Origin of the sequence: Bacillus sp. MAG717A, assembly GCF_036884855.1 — a bacterium.
In the GTDB taxonomy this organism is placed as follows: domain Bacteria; phylum Bacillota; class Bacilli; order Bacillales; family Bacillaceae; genus Bacillus; species Bacillus safensis.
The window spans coordinates 1,189,529-1,208,459 of sequence record NZ_CP145733.1; the positions used below are offsets into that span (position 1 = coordinate 1,189,529).

General features: G+C 42.8%; 16 protein-coding genes. 9 read left to right on the plus strand and 7 right to left on the minus strand.

The features are described from left to right. Positions 1-26: 26 nt before the first annotated feature. From V6Z54_RS05995 to V6Z54_RS06020, 6 genes are read left to right on the plus strand one after another with little or no spacing between them, the layout of a single operon-like run. Positions 27-548: a PTS sugar transporter subunit IIA gene (locus V6Z54_RS05995; protein WP_258954516.1), complete on the plus strand. Its 522-nt coding sequence runs from the start codon at positions 27-29 to the stop codon at positions 546-548. Continuing rightward, on the plus strand, positions 545-874 hold the full coding sequence (locus tag V6Z54_RS06000; protein ID WP_007498438.1) for a fructose PTS transporter subunit IIB: 330 nt from the start codon (positions 545-547) through the stop codon (positions 872-874). The genes V6Z54_RS05995 and V6Z54_RS06000 overlap by 4 nt, the downstream gene beginning before the upstream one ends. 35 nt (positions 875-909) lie before the next feature. Beyond that, the gene (locus V6Z54_RS06005; RefSeq protein WP_024424401.1) at positions 910-2,028 is read left to right on the plus strand and encodes a PTS fructose transporter subunit IIC; all 1,119 of its coding nucleotides are present in this window, start codon (positions 910-912) and stop codon (positions 2,026-2,028) included. A 28-nt stretch (positions 2,029-2,056) separates the two neighbouring features. Further along, on the plus strand, positions 2,057-4,720 hold the full coding sequence (gene mngB, locus V6Z54_RS06010; protein WP_305960781.1) for a mannosylglycerate hydrolase: 2,664 nt from the start codon (positions 2,057-2,059) through the stop codon (positions 4,718-4,720). A gap of 56 nt (positions 4,721-4,776) precedes the next feature. After that, positions 4,777-5,661, plus strand: a complete 885-nt coding sequence (locus V6Z54_RS06015) for an ROK family protein (protein ID WP_041088847.1) — start codon at positions 4,777-4,779, stop codon at positions 5,659-5,661. Continuing rightward, the gene (locus tag V6Z54_RS06020) at positions 5,658-7,577 is read left to right on the plus strand and encodes a BglG family transcription antiterminator (RefSeq protein ID WP_338527814.1); all 1,920 of its coding nucleotides are present in this window, start codon (positions 5,658-5,660) and stop codon (positions 7,575-7,577) included. Before V6Z54_RS06015 ends, V6Z54_RS06020 begins: the two co-directional genes overlap by 4 nt. Before the next feature lie 62 nt (positions 7,578-7,639). On the opposite strand, the gene arr is transcribed toward V6Z54_RS06020, so the two are convergent. Continuing rightward, positions 7,640-8,056 carry an NAD(+)--rifampin ADP-ribosyltransferase gene (gene arr / locus V6Z54_RS06025; protein WP_041088843.1) on the minus strand — a complete coding sequence of 139 codons (417 nt, stop codon included), beginning with the start codon at positions 8,054-8,056 and terminating at the stop codon, positions 7,640-7,642. Between the two features lie 300 nt (positions 8,057-8,356). Here arr and V6Z54_RS06030 point away from each other — a divergent pair, with 300 nt between their 5' ends. After that, positions 8,357-8,692 carry a hypothetical protein gene (locus V6Z54_RS06030; protein WP_041088841.1) on the plus strand — a complete coding sequence of 112 codons (336 nt, stop codon included), beginning with the start codon at positions 8,357-8,359 and terminating at the stop codon, positions 8,690-8,692. Between the two features lie 15 nt (positions 8,693-8,707). Here V6Z54_RS06030 and V6Z54_RS06035 read toward each other — a convergent pair whose 3' ends face one another. From V6Z54_RS06035 to V6Z54_RS06050, 4 genes are all read right to left on the minus strand, one after another. Continuing rightward, positions 8,708-9,445: a hypothetical protein gene (locus V6Z54_RS06035; RefSeq protein ID WP_338527815.1), complete on the minus strand. Its 738-nt coding sequence runs from the start codon at positions 9,443-9,445 to the stop codon at positions 8,708-8,710. A 462-nt stretch (positions 9,446-9,907) separates the two neighbouring features. Next, positions 9,908-11,329, minus strand: coding sequence for a glycoside hydrolase family 1 protein (locus V6Z54_RS06040; protein ID WP_338527816.1), 1,422 nt, complete (start codon positions 11,327-11,329; stop codon positions 9,908-9,910). Between the two features lie 19 nt (positions 11,330-11,348). After that, positions 11,349-13,208, minus strand: coding sequence for a beta-glucoside-specific PTS transporter subunit IIABC (locus tag V6Z54_RS06045; protein WP_338527817.1), 1,860 nt, complete (start codon positions 13,206-13,208; stop codon positions 11,349-11,351). 235 nt (positions 13,209-13,443) lie between these two features. Then, positions 13,444-14,280 (minus strand): PRD domain-containing protein, encoded by an 837-nt coding sequence (locus tag V6Z54_RS06050; protein WP_041088833.1) that lies wholly within the window; start codon positions 14,278-14,280, stop codon positions 13,444-13,446. A gap of 186 nt (positions 14,281-14,466) precedes the next feature. On the opposite strand from V6Z54_RS06050, the gene V6Z54_RS06055 reads away from it, so the two are divergent. Continuing rightward, positions 14,467-14,667: a hypothetical protein gene (locus V6Z54_RS06055; RefSeq protein ID WP_039176151.1), complete on the plus strand. Its 201-nt coding sequence runs from the start codon at positions 14,467-14,469 to the stop codon at positions 14,665-14,667. Between the two features lie 35 nt (positions 14,668-14,702). Here V6Z54_RS06055 and V6Z54_RS06060 read toward each other — a convergent pair whose 3' ends face one another. Together V6Z54_RS06060 and V6Z54_RS06065 are read right to left on the minus strand one after the other, a co-directional pair. Continuing rightward, positions 14,703-16,322, minus strand: coding sequence for an APC family permease (locus tag V6Z54_RS06060; protein ID WP_041088830.1), 1,620 nt, complete (start codon positions 16,320-16,322; stop codon positions 14,703-14,705). A 342-nt stretch (positions 16,323-16,664) separates the two neighbouring features. Further along, a complete protein-coding gene (locus tag V6Z54_RS06065) occupies positions 16,665-17,633 on the minus strand; it encodes a rhodanese-related sulfurtransferase (RefSeq protein WP_024424412.1) in 969 nt (322 codons plus the stop codon). A gap of 198 nt (positions 17,634-17,831) precedes the next feature. Here V6Z54_RS06065 and V6Z54_RS06070 point away from each other — a divergent pair, with 198 nt between their 5' ends. Further along, a complete protein-coding gene (locus tag V6Z54_RS06070) occupies positions 17,832-18,929 on the plus strand; it encodes an iron-containing alcohol dehydrogenase family protein (protein WP_338527818.1) in 1,098 nt (365 codons plus the stop codon). Positions 18,930-18,931: the final 2 nt, after the last annotated feature.

The window sequence follows — 18,931 nt, forward strand, 5'->3', positions numbered from 1 at the left end:
CAAACGGAAAATGATGCTATTTAACCATGCTGAAAAGTACATTACAATCAACTTGTAAGCGCTTAACAAACAAGAGAGAAGGGATCAGCTTGTTCCAAAAAGATCATGTTTTCACACAAGTAAACGGACGATCAAAGAATGAGATTTTACAATACATTTCCGAGAAAGCTGAAGACCTTCAGATTACAAATGATCAGGCGGGGCTATTAGCAGATTTGTTGACACGCGAAGACGAAGTCTCAACAGGACTTCAGCAAGGCTTCGCCATTCCACATACAAAAAGCTCCAATGTACAAACGGCTTCACTTCTTTTTTTAGAACTTGAACAACCCATTGAATGGGGAAGCTTCGACGATTTGCCCACAAGCTATCTATTTACACTGCTCGTTCCACTAGAAGAAGCAAATGTCACACATCTGAAATTACTGTCAGGTATTGCGACAAGCCTAATGGAACCTGCTTTTATCGAAAAGATTCAACCAGGTCAAACAGCTGATTACTATTACGAAGTCATTGAACAACAATTGAAAGAGGGGATTACACAATGAAAATTGTCGGTGTCACTTCATGTCCAGCAGGGTTAGCTCATACACCAATGGCAGCAAAAGCGTTAGAAAATGCGGGTAAACAGCTCGGACACGAGATCAAAATCGAACAGCAAGGAATTATGGGACAGGTGAACGGCATTACAGCAGAGGAAGCAAAGCAGGCAGACCTCTGCATCATTGCCTCAAATCAGCATATCAACGATGCAGAACGCTTCTCAGGCATTCCCACTGTACGTGTCGAAATCGGACGTGCCTTAAAAAATGCTGAACAAATTATCACCAAAGCCGTAGCACTTGTAGAAAAGAAAAAGTCTGAATCTCAATAAACATGAGCAATGCCATATAGAAAGGAGCAAAGAAAATGAAAGCAAAATTAAAAGTCATTGAAGGCCATCTCATGACCGGTATTTCTTATATTCTTCCTGTAATCATCGGTGCTTCACTTATCGTTGGTTTAGCAAAATTGGTCGGGTTAGGGTTTGGTGTTTCAGATTTAAACACCTATAAGGATGCTGGCGGCATATTGCACGGTGCCTATTTAATGGAGCAGGTTGGCTGGACAGGCATTGGCTTAATGAACGTCCTGCTCGCTGGATTTATCGCCTATTCCATTGCAGATAAATCAGGTCTTGCGGCTGGTTTTATCGGCGGTGCCCTTGCCAGCTCAACAAATGCCGGATTTATAGGTGCCGTCATTGCAGGCTTCTTCGCAGGATATGTTGCTCTTTTTGTGAAAAGAAAAATTCAAATTCAAGGCTCTGCAGCTGGACTCGTCCCTCTGCTCATCCTGCCGCTTATTACCGTTGGCTTAACCGGACTTCTTATGTCAGTTCTTCTAGGCGGACCATTAGGCGCTTTGAACACGGCATTAATTGAATGGATCAAAGGCATGGTCGCTGATGGAACAAGTACACTTGCGCTCGCTCTCATTTTAGGTGCGATGATTGGCTTCGATCTTGGCGGACCGGTGAATAAATCCGCATGGATGGCTGGTAACGCGCTCTTCCTATCAGGCGTCTACCTCCCTGCCATTCTTGTCAATATTGCGATTGTCATTCCACCGCTTGGATACGGGCTTGCGACATTGATTCGAAAACGCAACTTCTCTCCAACCTTTAGAGAAGCCGGGCGAGGCGGCCTTGTTATGGGCATTATCGGTATTACGGAAGGGGCAATCCCTTTTACCCTCGTCAATCCTTTGAAATTGATTCCGCTCAATGTTGTCGCATGTGCTGTTGGAAGCGGGGTCGCTGCATTATTAGGAGTTCATGACATCATGCCGCCAATTGGCGGGCTATACGGATTCTTCTCAGTCGGAAACTGGTGGGCTTATTTAATCGGAGCCCTTACTGGCGCACTCGTCATCGGTATTGGCGCCAACCTGCTTGTGAATTTCTCTGAGAAAAAAGAGCCAAAAACGCCGGAACATGATCAGAAGCAGAAAGAAGAAGACGATTTTGACCTTGTGCTAGAAGGATAATTTGAACGAAGAAAGGTGTCGTTGATCAATGACTGTCAATGTACATGTGATTCCACATACTCACTGGGACCGGGAATGGTATTTCACCACCTCCCGCTCCCGTATCTACTTAATGAAAAGCGTAATGGACATTTTAGATACCCTTGAAACAGATGAAAGGTTCCATTACTTCATGCTCGATGCCCAGGCTTCCTTATTAGATGATTATTTGAAATGGCGTCCAGAGGATGAGAATCGAATCAAGAAGCTCGTCACAGCGAAACGTCTCATCATCGGCCCATGGTATACCCAAACCGACCAGCTCGTCATTTCAGGTGAATCGATTGTGCGGAACCTGCAATATGGGATTGAACGCTGTCAGCAGTTCGGCCACGTGATGAAAGTCGGCTATGTCCCTGATTCCTTCGGTCAATCCGCACAAATGCCTCAAATTTATCGCGGCTTCGGTATTGTCGATACAGCATTTTGGCGCGGCGTTTCTGACCATATGACCAATCATACTGAATTCAATTGGCGCGGCGCTGACGGCAGTGAAGTCTTTGCTGTGAACCTGCCATTTGGCTACTACTACGGCGGGAATATTCCTGAGAAGGATGAGGACTTACAAGCCTTTTTATCTGAAAAAATCGGTGCATTGCAAGCAAAGGCCACCACAAAGAATGTCTATTTCCCGAACGGCTTTGACCAAGCACCAATTCGCAAAAACCTGCCTGACTTATTAGAAAAAGCCAATGAGCTTGACGAGCATCACTATGAAATCAGCAGTTTAGAAGATTATATTGCAGCCGTGAAAAAAGAGCGGACATCTTTTGAGACATTACAAGGAGAGCTCATTCATGCGAAGCATATGCGGATTCACAAATCTATTTTTTCAACACGAGCGGATTTAAAAATCTTAAACAATCAAATTGAAAACTATCTCGTGAATGTGATGGAGCCCATCCTAACGATTAGCTATTCGCTTGGACACGACTATCCGCATGATACGGTTCGCGATATTTGGTACCTTATGTTTGAAAATGCAGCGCATGACAGCATTGGCGGCTGTAATAGTGACACGACAAACCAAGATGTCTTCTTCCGCTACAAGCAGGCAAAGGAAATCGCCGAGAATCTGGTGGACTTGCACATGCGTCTCATCGCTATTCGACTGCAAACAGAGCAGGAAATCACGTTCACTTTATTCAATACACTGCCTTCAACGCGCTCTGAAGTCATTGAAGTCGAAACGTTTATCACGGAACGTCCATTTACGCTAAAGGATGCAAATGGACGAACGCTTCAGTACACAGTGAAAAGCAAAACCGATGTCACAGATTATGTGCTGGCACAGCAAATTTCTCTTAACCCAAGTAAAGAAGTGTACATGCCAAAGCAAGTATGGAAAGCCGTGCTGCTGATTGAAGCCATCGACTTACCGTCAGTAGGCTATACACAAGTGAGCATGGTCTTCGATGAATCAAGCGAATCTCTATGGGAAGAAACTAAAGGACGCGTGATCGAAAATACGTATTACCGCATTGCGGCAAATGACAACGGATCACTGGACATCACAGACAAACAAACGGGCAAGACCTTCTCTGAGCAAATGATCTTTGAAGACAACGGAGACGATGGGGATTCTTACAACTATTCACCACCGCGTGAGGATCTGTATGTCTCATCAAAAGATCTTTCATCAGCGGACATCTCAGTGTCTAAAAGCGGCCTGCAAGAGGAGCTGACCATCAAGCTTCAGCTCACTGTCCCTTATGACCTAGAGGCGCGCTCTCAGCAATCGGCTGCGACTTCACTGCCGATCACAGCGAAGGTGGCATTAAACAAAGACGATGCTGTCATCCGTTTTCATGTAGATGTCGATAACCATGCATTGGATCATCGCCTTCGTGTTCTTTTTGATACAGGCATCGCATCAAACGTATCACTAAGCGATCAACAATTTGGTACAATCGAACGCCCAACAGAGCTCACGCAAGAGCTTGAATGGTGGAACAATGAACATTGGGAAGAAAAACCGATCACCATTGAACCGATGCAATCCTTTGTCGCACTACGTGATGAAGCATATGGTGCCGCTCTGTTGACCGCCTGCGTGAGAGAATACCAAATCACAGGAGAAGGTTACACAACGATTGCGTATACGCTCTTCCGCTGTTTCGGAAAAATGGGGAAAGAAAATCTCCTTTATCGTCCAGGACGCGCATCTGGGGAAAAAATTGTGGAGACACCTGACGCTCAGCTGCAAGGTGCACTGTCATTCTCATTTGGTATGCACTATAGCAAGGATGCAGTCAGCGAGGGACACTTAGCGCAGCTTGCCAAACGGTATACCACCCCTGTTCAATGCTACGAGCGGGCAGATTTTTTAAACGGTCGTTTAATTTTCTCTTTCCGAGATGAAAAAGAAGACTTACAATCTACTTATAGCCTGCTTGACATCGAGACAGATGGAGCCATTCTAAGCGCTCTGAAAAAAGAGGAGCATGGAACAGGCATTGTCATTCGTCTCTTCAATCCATATTTAACGCGTCAAACAGCCGCTTCAATCAATAGTTCATCTCTACAACACGGAGAAACAGCGAATTTAGGAGAAACACCTGAAGGACAGATACTCAAAGCACAACATGGATCATTACACATTGAACCGCTTACACCTTGTCAGGTACAAACCTACATTGTAAAGAAAAAATGAACATGTAGGGGCGGGATCCATTGGATTCCGCCCCTCTTTAATGGAGGGCATTGATCATGCGAATTGGAGGCATTGAAGCAGGCGGAACGAAATTTGTCTGCGGCTACGGAACAACAGACGGAACAATTGAACACATGACTTCCTTTGCAACAGGGAATCCAGATGAAACATGCCGGCAAGTGATCGATTACTTTACAAAGAATCGTGTTGATGCAATTGGAATTGGGGCATTCGGTCCTGTCGATGTGAAAGAACAAAGCCCAAGCTATGGGACGATTTTAGACACACCAAAAACGGCCTGGCGCCAATTCCCTTTCCTCTCTACCTTAAAACAAGCCCTCGGGATCCCGATGAAGCTTGATACCGATGTGAACTGTGCAGCACTCGGAGAAGCCCGTTTTTCAACTGAAGCAGAAAAACCTGCCTCCTTGGTCTATATTACTGTTGGGACTGGAATAGGCGGCGGGGCCTATATTGAACATCGCCTTATTCACGGATTGCTGCATCCAGAAATGGGTCATATCACCGTTCAGCGGCATCCTCATGACACCTACGGAGGCTGCTGCCCTATACATCATGATTGTTTAGAGGGACTGGCATCTGGACCTGCCATTGAAGGACGCTATCATACACTGGCACCCATGCTACCAGAGGATCATCCTGCCTGGTCACTTCATGCTTACTATCTCGGGCAGATGACTGCTAACCTGCTGCTCACCCTTTCACCAGAACGCATCATTTTAGGTGGAGGCGTGATGAAGCAGCCAGCTATGCTGCCACTTATTCTTGATGAAACAGACAAGCGGCTTCACGGCTATTTGCAGCTGCCAAAGCCTTTAGATGAAATTATCACAAAACCATCCTTTGATGGATTATCTGGTTTAATGGGCGCCATCGCTCTTGGAACGGATGCCTTACAGGCGCAAGGAGCCGCGCAATGATGATGACGGCAGATCCTCGAACCTATCAGCTGATTCAGCGGCTATTTGAAACGAAGGGGTTCGTGAAGCTGGAGGAGCTCACTGCCTCTTTTCGCTTATCTGACCGCTCTATCCGCAATTTAATCAAGGAAGCAAATGAGTATTTAAAGGAAGCTGGAGCCATGATTAAAACGATTCGCGGAAAGGGATATACTCTTTTAACGAGTGACCAAGACGCTTTCTTACTTTGGCTTCATCAACAAAAACTTCCTGCCCGCTCTCTTGTCCCCGTCATGCCAGAAGAGCGTGTACGATTTATGATGAGAAAGCTGCTGCTTCAATCAGATTACTTAAAAATTGACCAGCTGGCTGAAGAACTGTTTATCAGCCGCATGACGGTCAGCAGTGATTTGAAAAAAGGACGAGAGATGTTAGCCCGTTACGGCATGACCCTTGTATCAAAGCCTGGATTTGGCTTAAAAATTGAAGGAGACGAGCTGCAAAAAAGAACGTGCTATGCAGACTTACTTCTTGAAGAAGAGCCTGCTCTCTCTCATATCACCGAGCGGGAGCAGCTCCATTTTTCTGATATTTCTCTTGAAACCATTCGATCTATTGTGTTGACGAACCTGCATCAAGAGTCATTGCTCATTAAAGACATTGCCTTAAAAAATTTAGTCATTCACTTAGCCATTGCGATTCAGCAAACACGAAAAAACCAGCGGGTATCCGCTAGTACTGTCCGCACACAAAGATCACCAGTTTTAATGAGAATTGCACAAAAAATCATACAGCAGGTGAGTGACACTTTTTATGTGACCTTATCAGAGGATGAAACAGATTACTTAGTCATGCATCTATTGGCGAATCAAACGTGGAAAGAAGCCGCCCTGCATCAGACAACATTGGAAGTCCAACAGGCGGTTACAGTCTTTCTACAGCATATTGAAAAAACCAGCGGTCATCGTTTTGCTGATGACAGCATACTGCAGCAAGACTTGATGCTTCATATGAAGCCGCTATTAAATCGAATTCAATATGGCGTATCCTTACAAAATCCGCTTTTGCATGAGATCAAAGCGTCCTATCCTTACCCGTTTGATTTGGCTGTCAGCGGACTAAATGCCTTACAGCTGGTGCGTACACCAAATGAAGACGAGGCCGCATATGTTGCCTTGCATATCGCTGCTTCATTTGAAAGAAGTCAGCTCGACACCTCGCAAAAAAAGAAAGCCATTATCGTGTGCGGGTCTGGACTAGGGACGGCAAGGCTCCTTGAAATTAAATTGAAGTCAGCCTTTCAGCACGAGCTTGACATCGTTGAGCTCTATTCCTATCAGGATTATCTCATGAGCTCCTCTTTGCCGTGTGACGTCATCATCACAACCGTTCCACTCACATCAAAGGGGAAACCAGTCATTCAGGTCAGTGCCTTTTTTGAACAGCATGATATACAGCGTGTGAATGAAGTCATTCATTTATTAAATGGACACGGGGCACCCTCAAAAGAGCTGATGGCGTTTTTTCAAGAGCGATTGACTTTAATGAATGCTGACCTAAGCAGCAAGGATGAGGTATTAGATATATTATGCAGCCGTTTGGAGGCGCATCAGCTAGTATCGTCTTCCTTTCGGCCCTCGGTGCTTGAGCGTGAGCAAATGTCGTCTACCTATCTTGGCAGCGGTATTGCAATGCCGCATCCGCTCATCACAAATGAAGGCACTTCCTCTGTAGCCATCGCACACTTAAAACAGCCGATTGACTGGCAGGGAAACCAAGTATCAATTGTCTTTTTACTAGCGATTCATAAGGATGACGCTGCCTGCATGAACCAATTCTTTGAACAGGCCGTCGATTTACTAGACAATCCAGACCGCATTCGCGCCCTCAAGCAAGCCAAAACATTTGATGAGCTGATGGATGCGTTGTTCCAATAAGATCAAATAAAAGGCCGCCCAGTTCATGAGGCGGCCTTTGTTTTATTTAAATATACGTAACATCAATCGTAGATGACATTTTTTCCTTCTTCACTTAATTTTTTTAAGGAGCTCAGCATATGATTGATTTCTTCATCGGAATGTCTTTCCCATGAACCTAATTCTGCGACTATTTTCAACGGAGATTTCGATCGATAAGAACGTGTTGGGTTGCCGGGAAATCTTTTGTCCGTCACATTGGGATCATTTTCAAACTCGCCTAACGGTTCTACAATATAAATTCTTTCTTTCGCAGCAGACCTGGCTAACTCAGCACCCCATTTGGCTGCGTTTAGTGTTCCGGTGAAATAAATATGGTTCGATTTTTTATCCTGATAATTGGATAAATGCAGCGGTTCAAGCAGATCCCCAATCTTCAATTCTGCCTTTGTCCCATGAAAAAATGGCCCTGGATCTAACACCTTTTGCTTGTCATTCATACAGCCACACCCCTTATCGTTTTTGACTTGCGTATAACAGTATACGGCTAGATATAGGGGGAAAACAGTCTATAAATTTCAATAAATTTTGGGTATAATTATAGTAGAGAGTTAGATGTGATTGTAATCTCCAGCAAGTTGAAAAACAGCAAGAATACATACAAAGCAGTCTTCTTGAAAGAGATAAAAAGCTGTTAGAAGCCATAAGGATAAAGTAGCCAATGAGACGTTTGAGGTCTTGGCATGTTGGCATCAATAATTATATAATTAACTAAATTTTACTTTGGAGGTGCTTTTTGTATGTCTATTCAAGTAGATGATGATGATATTTTAGAGATGTGTAATATATATGCTCAAGAAACTCATCATAGAGAAGCATTGATTTTAGGAAACAGGAAGGGTTTATTGGAATTAAAAAATGCGATAGATCAGGCTTTAAAAACTGGTAGTGCTGTTGCACATTTATATCCATCTGATTTTGAGGGTTATGAAACTTGTATTGCTTTAGTGGATGATGAAAATCAGTTTGAGAAGTTGATGACTCCATATGTAGAGCAATATGTACAAGATGATGATGCAATTGATCCAATTGAAATTATTAAAGATTACGATGCTAAAAAAGAGAAGCCCTTATAAAAGGGCTTTTCTTTTTTAGTGGAGTATTGTTCTACCTTTTACAGCTTTGTGTTTACTTGGTACTGATGCTCTAAGAGCATGGTGTATTTGAATTTTTGGAGCTACATGAAAATGCCAGTACCAGTTTGATGATCCTGGTTTTAGTGGTATGACTCCGTTATCAACTGCAAATACTCGTATTTTCTTTTTTCCTTTTTTATGGAACACTTTTACGAGACTCTCGACTTTTCCTTTTCTATTTTTTACATACCAATCGATATGATAGTTCTTCCCAAAACCTTTTATTCTGTTTTTCAAATACTTCAGTGCAACTTTTGCGCCTTTTGATCTTATGGCCCACAAAGCAACTCTTCCTACGGTCATTGCGATTGGTACGAAGAATACTGGTAGTGCTTGTGTTGTGATTTCACTCTGATTACTTTTGGAGTCAAGTTGTGTCATTCGGTTTTCTAAAGATAAAAATTCTTCATTGTTGAAATATTGATCTATCAATTTATTTTGTTCTGACTCTGACATGTTTTCGAATTCTTTTTCTGTAAATGGAAGGTTTTCTATGTATTCTCCCATTTTCATTTCAAGTTCGTCTAATTCTTTGGTAGCTTGTTCATTCTGTAGAACTGTTGGTGTTACTAATGCTTCTAATTCTTGTGAATTGATAAAGTGTGTTTCCGCTGATGCTTCTGATGAAAATGGAGTCCATATTGACATGACAAGAGCTAGGGTAATTAGGATTAAAAGTGTTTTTTTGAACATTTTATTTATATTTCCTCCTTTTGCATTAAATTCCAAAATCAAGGTTATCAAATTAAAATGAGTGTATCAATGGATTTAAGATAGTTTTAAGAAAATTCCTTTTTTGGTTGCGGTGTCCGCAATCATTTTTTTATTTTTTAGAACTTCGTTTTGGTGAAAATTTCTGTGGTAGACAAATGACACAAGCCGAAATGCATAATCCTAAACAATGGTGCAAGATATTCCCATCACAATCTAAAGAAGCCCAAACTAAAAATACAAGCTGCCTGGGTCTACCAACTGATGTAGCATTCTAAACAGCGAAATGGATTGTGATATTGTTCGGATTATAAAAGAAAACAGTTTATTAGGCTTTCAAAATCAGCTATCATTTTAGAACAACTCGAACAATATGATCTTGCCAATAAAATGGACGAAAAAAAGCCAATCACCTACTCATAAGGTGATTGGCTTTTTCATATGTTACTTCCCGATGTTGTATCCATTTTGCTGAATCAAGGTTTCATACCAATAAGAGCTCTTTTTGCGAATTCTTTTGAGGTCTTTTAGGTCAAATTCGTCGCGATTGACGTAGATGAACCCGTAGCGCTTGGAGCAACCTTGGTGTGTGCTGATTAAGTCGATGGCTGACCACGGGCAGTATCCGAATACCTCGACGCCATCTGTGATCGCCCATTTGATTTGTTCGATATGCTTTTCTAAATAATCAATTCGATAATCATCTTGGATTGAACCATCTTCTTCTAACTTGTCGAAAGCACCCAATCCGTTTTCCGTGATAATAAGCGGCAGCTGATAGCGGTCATAAATCTCGCGCATCGTTGAACGGAAGCCGACAGGGTCAATCTCCCAGCCAAACGCATTTTTGCTTAAGAATGGGTTGTTGCCGCCTTTGTAGACACCATCTTCACCGGATTTCAAATGCTGATCTCCGCCGCGTGCAAATTCGTCATTGCCATCTCCTTTACTCGCTTCAACCGTTTGAGAGGTATAGTAGTTAAAGGCAATGAAGTCTGGCTTCGCGCTTTTCAAAATATCCATATCTCCCTCTTCGATGACAGGAAGAATGTCTTTTTCTTTCATGTACGCCCAAGCAAGGTTATTATAACGGCCGAACACCGCCATATCTAGATAAAGCCAGTTGCGGATCGCATTGTAATTCGCCGCAGCAAGCACATCTTCAGGCTTTGGAGAAGCGGGATAAATGAGCGCAATGTTTGGCGCTGGTCCAATTTTCGCTTCAGGCAGCATTTGATGACAAAGCGTCATGGCTTTTGCCTGTGCAACGAGCATATGATGATTTTGCTGATACAGTTCTTTTTTCGGATTTTCTAAATTCGGATCAAGTGTACCAAGCGCTGATCCATGTAAGATCATCATGTTTTGTTCATTAATGGTCAGCCAATATTTCACTTTCTGACCATACTCCTTGAATAGCACCTCTGCATAGCGTTCAAACGCATCCACTGTCCCGCGGTTAGACCATCCGCCCTTTACTTGAAGCGCATGAGGCAGATCAAAATGATACATTGTCACGATTGGTTCAATGTCATAGCGGCGCAATTCATCGATGAGTGAATGATAGAATTCAATCCCCTTTTGATTGATCTCCCCATCTCCATTTGGAATGATCCGTGTCCACGCAATGGAAAAGCGATAAGCCTTCAAACCCATTTCTGCAAACATCTTCACATCCTCTTTATAACGATGATAGTGATCGCTTGCGACTTTAAAATCCGTTGTCCCTTCAGGATAACTTGCTCTCATGTCAATGACAGAAGGCCCCTTGCCATCCTCGTTCCATGCACCCTCTACCTGATAGGCGGAAGTAGATCCGCCCCAGAAAAAGTCTTTTGGAAATGATGCTAGTGTTGAATATCTCATGATTCCTTCCTCCTCTTGATTAAACTAGATGTAAAAATGATTGTCCTGGTGTGATTTGTTTCTCTTCTGTTTCAATGATATCGCTAAACTCACCTGAATTGGTAATAATAACGGGTGTTGTGACTGACAAGCCTGAGGCTTGGATGGCTTCGATATCAAACTCTGCAAGCAGTTCACCTTCTGTGATGGTTTGCCCCTGAACAACCTTCGGGGTAAAATGCTGACCGCCTAATTGTACGGTATCCAGTCCAATGTGAATAAGTACTTCTGCTCCGCTTTCAGAGGTTAGACCATACGCATGTCCAGTTGGGAACACCGTTGTCACAACTCCTGATACTGGTGCAAACAGCTTTCCTTCTGATGGAATGATGGCTGCGCCCTTTCCTAGTGCACCAGATGAGAATGCTTTATCCTGCACTTCCTCCAGCTTGATGACCTCGCCTTTTAAAGGACTTTTCACATGAGCTGCTTTGACCCCATGTTCGTTTTCAATTGGCGTTGCAGGAGCGGTTGCCGGCGTTTCATCTTCATCTACTGGATCTTTAAATCCAATCAAATAGGTTAGGATGATAGAAAGGACGAACGAGACCGAGATTCCGATGATGAACCCTGTAAAGCCTTGACCGTAGAAAATCGGAAGTGTCAGTAAACTTGGAAGACCTGACGCAATCGCAATACTTTGTGAATAACCGATGATCGCACCGCCGACTCCGGCAGAGATAACAGCTGCAATAAATGGTTTTTTCAAACGAAGCGTGACCCCGTATACAGCTGGCTCCGTGATCCCAAACACAGCAGAAACTGCTGTTGATCCAGCCAATGATTTCAGCTTTTTATTCTTTGTTTTCAGCATAACACCAATGGAAGCACCGGCTTGTGAGAAGACAGCTGGCGCAGTTGCCGGCTTGATATGATCTTTCCCATGGACTGCGATATTATTTAAAATCACTGGCACAAGTCCCCAATGGATACCGAAGATGACAAGAATCTGCCAAGCCATCGCAATTAAAGCACCTGCAAGTGTAGGACTAAAGGAGAATACTTTCAGCAAAACAGCTGCAATGCCATTCCCTGCATACACACCAAATGGTCCAAATACGATGAGTGTCAGCGGAACAACCGTCACAAGTAAAATGAGTGGTGTAATAAAGTTTTTGACACTTTCATGAATGACTTTGTTAAAGAAACGTTCGATATATCCCATGACAAACACTGCCAAAATGATTGGGATGACCGTAGATGTATAAGACATTAAGACGACTGGAATTCCGAAGAAGGTCACATCTCCGCCGCCTTTTGACAATTCTTGAATAGTTGGGTAAATCAGTGCACCTGCAATCGTCACAGCGACAAATGGATTCGCTTTAAACTTTCTGGCAGAAGTGAATGCGAGCAATAATGGCAGGAAGTAGAACAAGCTGTCAGACGCAGCAAATAAAATTTGATATGACGTATCTTCAGGAGATAACCATTTCGCATTGATACAAATGCCTAATAGACCTTTTAAAATACCTGCACCCGCCATGACACCGAGAAGTGGTGTGAAAATCCCCGATACAATGTCGACGAATTTTCCGAAAAGGCTTGTGCTCTCTTCACCTGATTTTGCAGATGAAGCAGAGGAATCCTCTAATAGATTCGTAAACTCTCCAATTTCACGATAAACCTCTGGTACGGTATTGCCAATGACCACTTGAAATTGGCCGCCGCTTTCCATGACTGTGACGACACCATTTAACTTTTCAATGGCCGCTTTATCTGCTTTTGATCTATCATTTAAAGTGAAGCGAAGTCTTGTGGCGCAATGCACCAATGAATGAACGTTTTTCTCTGTGCCAATATGTTTGATAATGTCTTCTGCTAATTGACGATGACTCATACACAAACCCCCTTTTTTTGAAAAAAATACGTTTTTGGGCAAAATAAAAACCTAAACGGGCACCAAAAATAGTCGCAGCTTGCTGTTGCGCTTTTTTAGTGAACGTTTAGGTTTTGCCTGCCGAACAGTCACAATCCTCTAAGACGATCATTGTGAAACCGTATTCTTTTATGTTTATGAGCAAATAGTACCACTCACCTTTTCTCATGTCAACGCTTTCTTTTAAAATCTATCCTTATTTTTCTCGTTTGATCAGTCGATTCAAATGAATTGATAGATACAGCATCTCCTCTGATGTGAGATCTCGGTGATAGGTTTGATAGACATATTCTGCAATTTTCTTTGCGCAATCGTATGCTTTCGGATATTTCACTTTAATCAGCTGATATAAGTCCTGATCTTCGCTGACAAGCAGTGTTTCGTTAATCAGCCGCTGGACGAAAAAGCGTAAATGCGTGAGAAAACGATAAAAGTTGAGTGAGTCCTCATCAAATTCCATGTTGAGATGATATTTCACAATGGTGAGAATGGCATTGACTTCCTTTGTGATATTAACGGTCGTATTCATATCCTCATTGAGCTCTGCGTTAATGATATGCATGGCAATAAAGCCTGCTTCATCCTCAGGCAGTTCAATATGAAGACGCTCTTCAATCATTTCAAGACAGTCCTTTGCCACGAGAAATTCATCTTTGTATAAGCGTTTAATCTCCCAAATAAGCGAATTCTCAATCAGATGATTTTTCTTTAGCCGTTCAATGGCGTAATGAATATGGTCTGCCAGCGATACATGCAGACTTTCGTTTAATCTTCGGTTCAGCTTTGTATGTGCATATTGGATCATTTCCTCGGTCACCTTGACCACATCATACGGAACCTCTTGAAGCAGCATTTTCATCCGCTCGTGAACGGAATGATCCTCTAGGCGGAAGACTTTATCAATTAACGCTTCATCCACCGGGTCCCCGGGACGTCGCTGGAAAGCGATGCCTCTTCCCATGACGACGATTTCTTTTCCTTGTTCGTCTATGACACTAATGACATTATTGTTTAGAACCTTTTGAATCTGCATTTCCAAACACCTCCGTCTATCACCAACAACTTTACTCAAAATATGCTCTCATCTTAACACAACTGTCAAATCACTTGGTGTTTTTATCTGACTTTTGCAATATAATTCATAAATTATTCTACCTCATCATTACTGGTCTGATCGTGCATCAGCATGCATACATTACTCCAGAGGAGGTGACCTTCTATGAAGGCTTTTTTCTGGTCTGCATCATTTTTATTCTTGCTTATGTTCACCCTCATCATTCTAGGCATCGTGTTCTGGCTGAGTGGACAAGGCTTAGGTCAACTTTGGAGATATGTGCTCATTTCACTTGTCACAGCTGCCGTTTTGCGCGGCGTCACCACTTGGCTGAAGCAGCATGTGATGCATCATTCATCCAAATAAAAACGGCTGCCCGCAATGTTCAGGCAGCCGTTTCTTTATTCTTTGGTTGCCGCAGCTTCTTTCTGAGAAGCACGCAGCTCATCATTAATTTTTTTCGCATCCTCTAAAAACTCTGTTTCATATCCACTTTTGAGTGCCCACATATAAAATAGCAGAGCAACCACTGTAATCAGTGCCATGTCCCACCCATAATGAATGACGTTATAGCCCCCGAATTTGTCACTGCCAAGGCAGGAAATCGTCATCATCACAAGCAGGTACACAACCATCCAAGCTCCCGCTTTAAAGTTGCGGCCGAAGCCTTTCCACTTCGCTTTTGCTTGATAGTAAAAATAGATAGGGAGACCGATGAGAATAATGAACAGCACCTGACCTGTTAACGGCCATCTTGCCCAATACAGCGTCAATGAGGCAAAGACAAAACCGAGAGGAGCAATGATGCTGAGTCCTTTTATTCGAAGCGGTCGATATAAATCTGTCCCTGTCTTTCTCAGCGTCATGACGGTCACTGGTCCAGTCAGATACGAAATGAGTGTTGCGACAGAGATAATTTCAGCAAGCACACCCCAGCCTCTAAATAAAAACAGAAAAATAAACGATACGGCTAAGTTAAAAAACATTGCTGGACGAGGCACGCCGTAAATAGGGTGCAGACGGCCAAGCACACTTGGCATGTATTTGTTTTTTTCCATTCCATAAATCATACGAGACGTCGTTGCGGTATACGTAATGCCTGTACCAGAAGGTGACACAAATGCATCCGCATATAAAATCAGAACAAGCCAGTTAATCCCAAGCGCAATGGCAAGGTCCGCAAATGGCGAGTTGAAATTCAAATGACCCCATCCGTTCACAATCATAGATGGATCAACAGCACCGATAAAGGCAACTTGTAAAAGGACATAAATCACAGTTGCAATAAAAATTGATCCGACAATAGCAATTGGAATCGACCGGCCTGGATTTTTTGCCTCACCAGCCATATTAATCGGGCTTTGGAAGCCATTAAAGGCAAACACAATCCCTGATGTTGCAACAGCCGTCAGCACACTCGCCCAGCCGTTAGGAGCAATACTTGTTCCAGAAGTAAAATTCTCACTATGAAAACCTACGAATAAGAGCGCACCAATTGTTAATCCTGGAATGACAATTTTAAACACGGTAATGAATGTATTCGCTTTTGAAAATAACCCAACTGTCCAATAATTCAGCAGAAAGTAAATCACAAGAAGCACACTGGCAACCATGAGCCCTTCTGTCGTTAACACCCCTTTTGTAACCAAATGAGTTGTCCACTTTGCCCACTCCCAAGGCCACGAGCTCATGTACTGGACAGAAGCAACCGCCTCAACAGGAATGACAGAAACAATGGCGATCCAGTTCGCCCAAGCTGCAATAAACCCAATAAAAGATCCGTGTGAATATTGCGTATATTTCACCATTCCGCCTGCCTCTGGAAACATCGATCCGAGTTCACTATAAGACAAAGCGATAAATAAAATCACAACCATCCCAATCAGCCAGGATAAAATAGCAGCAGGGCCGGCGATTTGAGCCGCACGCCAAGCACCGAAGAGCCATCCTGAACCAATGATTGAGCCAAGACCTACCATCATTAAAGCGAAAGTTCCCATCCTACGATGCAAATGATTCATGTTCATAACACCTTTCGATTAAAATACAGAGCATGTGTCAAGCAAGCATCTCTCTTTCAAAGCAGCTCACCTTTCATTTTACTAGCAAATATTTCTTATAATGAACCTTTACCCTTGTTCATTTTTTCGCCTGCTATATTATCTCTCAATTCTTCATTTTCTGAAATAGTCGAACGTGCTTATTTCAAAAGAAAGCGCTTTTTCAACTGTTCAATCTATTAGACTGAATAACTACCTTTACCCTTATTTTGAAAAAAACAAAACAAAAAAGATAGAGGAAATGACTTCCTCTCCCTTTTAAAACCTTGCCATGTATAGAAAAAAGGATAAAGGGGGTTCCCTCTATCCTTGTGAAATCGCTTGTTCTTTTTCAATGACAGCTAGTCTTTCTTGAACTTCCTCTTCAGATAAATTGTGCTGTTTCACATACAGGTTCCGTTCGCTTGTGCGGCATTCATGACTGCAACTGCGCATATACTTATGCTCACTCTCTTCAGTGGCAATCATCTTGCGGTTACATGCAGGGTTCGCACAGTTCACATAACGCTCACAAGGCTCACCAGTGAAGAAATCTTTTCCGACAACCACATGCTCTGTTTGATTCACTGGTACTGTTAAGCGATTATCAAACACATAGCATTGACCGTCCCATAGCTTCCCTTGTACTTCTGGGTCTTTTCCGTAAGTGACAATTCCACCGTCAAGCTGAGAGACATCTTCAAAGCCTTCACGCTTTAACCAGCCTGAGAATTTCTCACAGCGTACGCCGCCCGTGCAATAAGTCAGGATTTTTTTCCCTTCAAGAATCTCTTTATTGTCACGAATCCACTCAGGTAATTCACGGAATGTCTCAATATCAGGACGGACTGCCCCTCTGAAGTGACCCACATCAAACTCGTAATCATTACGTGCATCAATCACAACAGTATCAGGTGATTGCATTTGCTCGTAAAATTCGACCGGGCTAAGATGTTTCCCCGTTAATTCTAACGGATTCACATCATCCTCAAGGCTAAGGTTCACTAGTTCCTTCCGATGGCGGACGTGCATTTTCTTAAACGCATGACCGTCTGCTTCGTCAATTTTGATCGGCATAGACGCAAAGCGCGGATCTTCTTTTAACGCTTGCATGTACTTGTCCGTTTGCTCAATGGTTCCAGAAACCGTTCCGTTCAAGCCTTCTGCTGATACGAGGATACGGCCTAACAAACCAAGCTCCTTACAGAATGCTAAATGCTCAGCTGTAAACGTCTCTGGATCCTCAATGGGGACATATTGATAGTAAAGTAAAACGCGATATTGTTTTTCCATCTATATAAACACCTCTTAAATTTAATCAAAACATACCATTCTTTATCATACAGGAAATACATACCTAAAGGCAATGTCGGCGGCTTAATTCCATAAAACGGAAGGTCCTTTCTTCTCATATATTCGATTGTTTGACAGAACTTTCTGTAAAATGAGATGATTTATGAATGTTATGATGTTGTAAAGGAGCAATGATCCATGATCCAGCCAGAAAATATTGTCAGAAGCGGTCCTAACCAATTTATTTCTCAAAAGGGAATATATCATGAACTAGATTCTCTTGTTTCTGCTTTTCAGTCACCTGCTGTGGTGACAGGATATGATTCTTACAAAGCTTTTTCACACTATACAAAGCTGCCGCCTGAGTGGCCTGTTATTCAGCACAAAGGATACAGTTCACCCAATGCGGTCACACGGATCGCAAAAGAGCTTAACGGGTCAGATGTGATTATTGGCATCGGAGGCGGAACGATTTTAGATACCGCAAAATCAGTTGCAGACGCTCTTCAAATCGAAGTTATCATGGTACCAACGATTCCCGGCACCTGTGCTGCCTCTACACCACTCAGCGTCATTTATGATGAAAAGGGTAATTTCATGAGAGTCGATTATCATAAACGATCCAGCTACCTCACCGTAATTGATCATACTTTTTTGCTTTCCTCTCCTCTTTCCTACCTTCAAAGCGGAATTGGTGATACGCTGGCAAAATGGTATGAAGCGGAAGCGATTATTCGTAACACAAAATGCGCCTTGCCGCTCATGGTGCATGCTGCATTAAAGCAGGCGGTATATGTTCGAGACATTCTTCTTTCTCATAGTGAAGAAGCGGTGAACAGCTTAAAAACAGGTCAGCTTTCACAAGCATTTGCAGATGTAACAGATACGATTATTACGTTAGCCGGAACAGTCGGAGGCTATGGGGGACGTTATGGAAGAATGGCAGGAGCCCATGCCGTTCATAATGGATTGACATTTATTGAAGAAACGCATCATATGTTACATGGACAAAAAGTGGCTTATGGCATCCTTGTCCAGCTTGCCGCAGAAAACCGAATGTCCGAGGTAGAGGAATTACTTGAACTCTACCAAACACTTGGATTACCTAAAAATATGCGCGATCTTGGTATTACAACTCAGCTGGACGAGGCGGCACTTACAGTGGCAAACCATGCTGCACGTAAAGATGAAACCTTTTGTTTGATTGGAGACTATGATAAAGAAAAGATTATCGACGCCATTCAAATCATTGAGACCTTTCAACCTCAAAAAATATCTACACATGAAGGCAAATAAAA